Here is a 3,808-nt window from a genome sequence, read left to right on the forward strand (position 1 = left end):
CCTTATCGCGAGGAAGCGGTAATGCGGAGGAACGCGGCGTAGTCCTGCAAAGCTGCGGAACATTTCGCCACGTCCTTCACATTATTCTATAGGGTGTCGAGCCATCCCATCAGATTGGCATCTCGCTTCCACGAAGGTGGCACGTTGCTCGCCGCCGGGGCGCCAACCTGTTCCAGCGCCTTTCGTTTGGTCTCCAGATTGGCCTGAGCATAGTGATTGGTCGTATCGAGACTGACGTGCCCGAGCCAACTGCGGATGACGGTGATATCGACCCCGGCGGCAACGAGGTGGACGGCGGTCGCGTGCCGGAAGCTGTGAGGCGTAACGTGTTTTGACTGGAGGGTCAGCGTCGATTTCGCGGCTTGTTCCACGTAGGCGTTGAGCTTGAACCGCACCCCTGACGCCCCTAGCGGTTCACCGTATCGATTGACGAAGATCCGCTCATCGGGCGCACGCGGCTGTCGCTCCAGTAGCTTCCTGAGCAATGCCACGGTTTCTGGCCAGAGCGGGCAGATGCGTTCCTTGCGCCCCTTGCCGTAAAGACGCACGAAGTTCGGTGCATCGAACCGGATTGCTTCGGGACAGAGGTCAAGCGCCTCTTGGATTCGCGCGCCACTGTTATAGAGGAACGAGAGCAGTACATGGTCGCGCAGCCCTTCGAGTGTCGATCGGTTGGGCTGGGCGAGGATGGCCTCGACCTCCTCGGGCTCGAGGTAGCACGGCGCGGAGGTGGGCTCCCGCTTCAACGGAACAGCCAGGACCTCTGAGCACTGCGCGATGTATTCCGGATTCTTGTCCGCCACGAAGCTGAAGAAGCTGCGGATGGCGGCCAGTCGGCAGTTCCGCGTGCCGATCGTGGTCTTGCGGCCATGCTCGGTATGATGAAGGAACGCGCGCACCTCGCCGGCCGAGACGTCGGTGAGCGTCAGCCGCGCGACCCCGCAGCCTTTTCGCTCCGCGACGAACCGAAGCAGCAGCCGCCAGGTGTCGCGATAAGAGCGGATCGTGTGGATTGACGCGCTGCGCTGCTCGGCCAGCCACTCCTGGAAGAACGCCCGCAACAACGCGGGCAATGGATTGCCTTTCCTCATGGCCGCGCCTCCGTGACAAGGCACGGGGCGCCGAGCGCGCGGAACCGTTCACTGGCTTCCTGCAACAGATCCTGCGTGACGGTGATGTAGACCAGCGTGGAGTGGAGATCCCGGTGCCCCATGTAGGTCGAGAGGAAGTGCAGTTTTTCCTGAGGGTTAATGCCGGACCGGTACCACTGGAGGATGCGGTTCACCACCATCGAGTGACGAAGGTCATGGACCCGCGGCCCGGTCCGGCCCGAAGCGGGCTTGAGCCCAGCACGGCGCATGACGTTGGTAATCATTGTCGTAACCGCCTCGGGCCTGTAGCGGTCATTTAAGTGGGCATGCCAGAACAGCCCTGATTTCGGGTTCTGTGGGCCGCCAGCGCGCCGCCTCGCATCGATGTACGCGCGCAGTTCGACCGCGACACTGTCGGATAGAGGCAAGATCCTGGTCTTGTAGAACTTCGTTTCCCGGATCGTGATCGTGCTTGATTGCAGGTCCACGTCACCAAGATCGAGCCATGCCAGCTCGCTTCGCCGTAGCCCGGCACAATAGGCCAGCATGATCATGGTGTAGAGGGTCAACGGCCGCAGCGGAGCGTCCGGCGACGGATAAGTCCGTGCGGTATCGAGCATACGCCGAACGTCAGCCGGGCTGAAGATATGCGGTTGCCGATGCTCCCGCGCTACTTCCCGCTCTGGCCGGGGATTGAAGCGCTTTGGCGGGATAGTCGGATCGAGGCGGAACCGCGCCTTGGTCAGGATGCGCGCCAGCTTCTGGCATTCAGCCGCGTGGTTGCGGGTCGGCTTGGCAGCCGCCCAGCTCGCAATCATTGCCTCAAGTGGTTGCTCCGCGAGGTCGGGACGGGCCTGAAGGAACCGATCGAACCGCAGCAGCCAGTGAGCCTGCGCTTCATATTGATATCCCCGGCTGCGCATCAGCATGACATGGTCTTGCATGAAGTCACCCAGCACGCTGCCGAAGGGCGCAGGCCGTCGTAACGCGGCCAAGGATTCGTCGGGATTCGGGGAAGCCAAGGCCCGCCAGATCGGCTTGCTTTGCTTGACGTTGTACCGACGGCGAAGTGCAGCAACAGGGTTGTCGGCGATCAGCCCGATTTCGACGAGGTGGTCGAGGAAGCGGTCGACAATGCAGACCTGATTGAGCAGCGTCGACAATCGCCAACGTTTTTGCATCTCCTTCAGCCAGGCGTCGAGCATCTGCCGGTCCACCGCCGGATGCCGGCGGGCAACATCTTCGAAGGTGCAAAGGAACCAGCGATATGTCGGTACGCTTCCCGGCCGGAACTGCGATTTTACCAGGAAGGCGTCGACGACGGTGCGATCGGGATCGTGCCAGGCGCTCATGACAGCACCTCCATTCCAGGCACCTCGAGTGCCACGGCTCGGAGATCATCTGTTGCCAGTTTGAGATAAGTATTGGTGGATTCGGTGGATCGATGCCCGAGCACGTCGCCGATGATCTTTTGCGGGACCGATGCCCGCAGCATTTCGACCGCACGTGCGTGGCGGAAGACATGCGGCCCCCGCTTTCCTGCTGGCACTACGCCTGCGGCGGCCAACCGACCGCGGATCATGCCGTACAGGTTCGTCATTGCGATATAGGGTGCGCAGGATCGGACGAAGATTTCCCGCACTTCAACCTGGGGCCGCCCAAGGCGCAGATAATCCAGCAGCGCTTCACCAACAGTCACCATTAGCGGCATGTACGAGTACGCGTTGGTCTTGGTGTGGCAGATCCGGAGGGATTCTGCGCGCCAGTCCACGTCATCGAGCCGAAGGCGGCATATCTCACCTTCGCGCAGCCCATACGTGGCAAGCAGCTGAAGTATCGCATAATCGCGTAGTCCGCGTGGCGATCTGTCCTCCTGCGTTGTCGCCAGAACCGCGGCGATTTGGCTCCTTTCCAGCGTCGACGGCACATCTTCGTAGGCATAGAGCATGGGGCCGATGATGTGTGGCGTCAGATCGGTCGGGATGCGACCCGTCCGATGCAGATGGCGAACCACCGAACGGAGACGCTCAGCGACATCGGCCAATGATTTGCGCCGTAAACCAGGCGCGCGCATGTCCATGTAGAGATCGATGTCCACGATGCTCAACGTTTCGAGGCTGGCGGCACCGGCCCGGTCGAACTGCCATCGCAGGAAGTTTCGCGCCTCCCACATCAGCGCCGCAATGGACGCGCTTGCCAAACCGCGCTCCTCGCGCAGCCATGCCTCGTATTCGCGGCAAATTTCATGTCGATGCTCGTCATCGGGACCGATCATTTCTGCGTCCGGGGGCCAATTGCCTTGAGCAAGCCGGAGGAGCTTGGCGATCGCGGTGCGGGGCAACATGTGCCAACGCGCACTGGGAGGCCGACCGTACTGGATCTCAAAATCCTGAACCGCATAGCCAAAATACTGATCGACCTGCTGCGGCGTCACAGTCTCGACCTGTATATCGCACTCGGCCAGATAATCGAGAAACGCGCGGGCGTAGAGACGGTGGTTCGCCACGACCACGGGATTGTAATTCTGTGTGGTGAGCGAATTCGAGAGTTCGGTGATCAACTCGTCATGCAACTTCAACATGATTGCCTCCTCAGCTGGTCCAGGGACCGCCGAGGTTCGCAACCAATATAATGCGCAGCAAATGCGCACACTATCATGGGAATTCGCCGGTTACGCCGCGCTCCTCCGCATTACCGCTTCCTCGCGATAAGCAATC

Annotated in this window: 3 protein-coding genes; all 3 read right to left on the minus strand. The window is 61.1% G+C overall.

What is annotated here, in order from left to right:
* Positions 1-86 precede the first annotated feature (86 nt).
* The 3 genes from CG471_RS29190 to CG471_RS29200 are packed head-to-tail and all read right to left on the minus strand — an operon-like array spanning position 87 to position 3,672.
* Positions 87-1,091 (minus strand): site-specific integrase, encoded by a 1,005-nt coding sequence (locus CG471_RS29190; RefSeq protein WP_009823939.1) that lies wholly within the window; start codon positions 1,089-1,091, stop codon positions 87-89.
* Positions 1,088-2,443 carry a tyrosine-type recombinase/integrase gene (locus CG471_RS29195; RefSeq protein WP_009823940.1) on the minus strand — a complete coding sequence of 452 codons (1,356 nt, stop codon included), beginning with the start codon at positions 2,441-2,443 and terminating at the stop codon, positions 1,088-1,090. The genes CG471_RS29190 and CG471_RS29195 overlap by 4 nt, the downstream gene beginning before the upstream one ends.
* Positions 2,440-3,672: a site-specific integrase gene (locus CG471_RS29200; RefSeq protein ID WP_007015824.1), complete on the minus strand. Its 1,233-nt coding sequence runs from the start codon at positions 3,670-3,672 to the stop codon at positions 2,440-2,442. The genes CG471_RS29195 and CG471_RS29200 overlap by 4 nt, the downstream gene beginning before the upstream one ends.
* Positions 3,673-3,808: the final 136 nt, after the last annotated feature.

Source organism: Sphingobium sp. IP1, assembly GCF_002708645.1.
GTDB lineage: Bacteria > Pseudomonadota > Alphaproteobacteria > Sphingomonadales > Sphingomonadaceae > Sphingobium > Sphingobium yanoikuyae.

What these genes read in the sequence shown, in the direction of transcription:
- CG471_RS29200 (WP_007015824.1), bottom strand. Translation starts at nt 3,672, where the DNA reads ATGTTGAAGTTGCATGACGAGTTGATCACCGAACTCTCGAATTCGCTC.
- CG471_RS29190 (WP_009823939.1), bottom strand. Translation starts at nt 1,091, where the DNA reads ATGAGGAAAGGCAATCCATTGCCCGCGTTGTTGCGGGCGTTCTTCCAG.
- CG471_RS29195 (WP_009823940.1), bottom strand. Translation starts at nt 2,443, where the DNA reads ATGAGCGCCTGGCACGATCCCGATCGCACCGTCGTCGACGCCTTCCTG.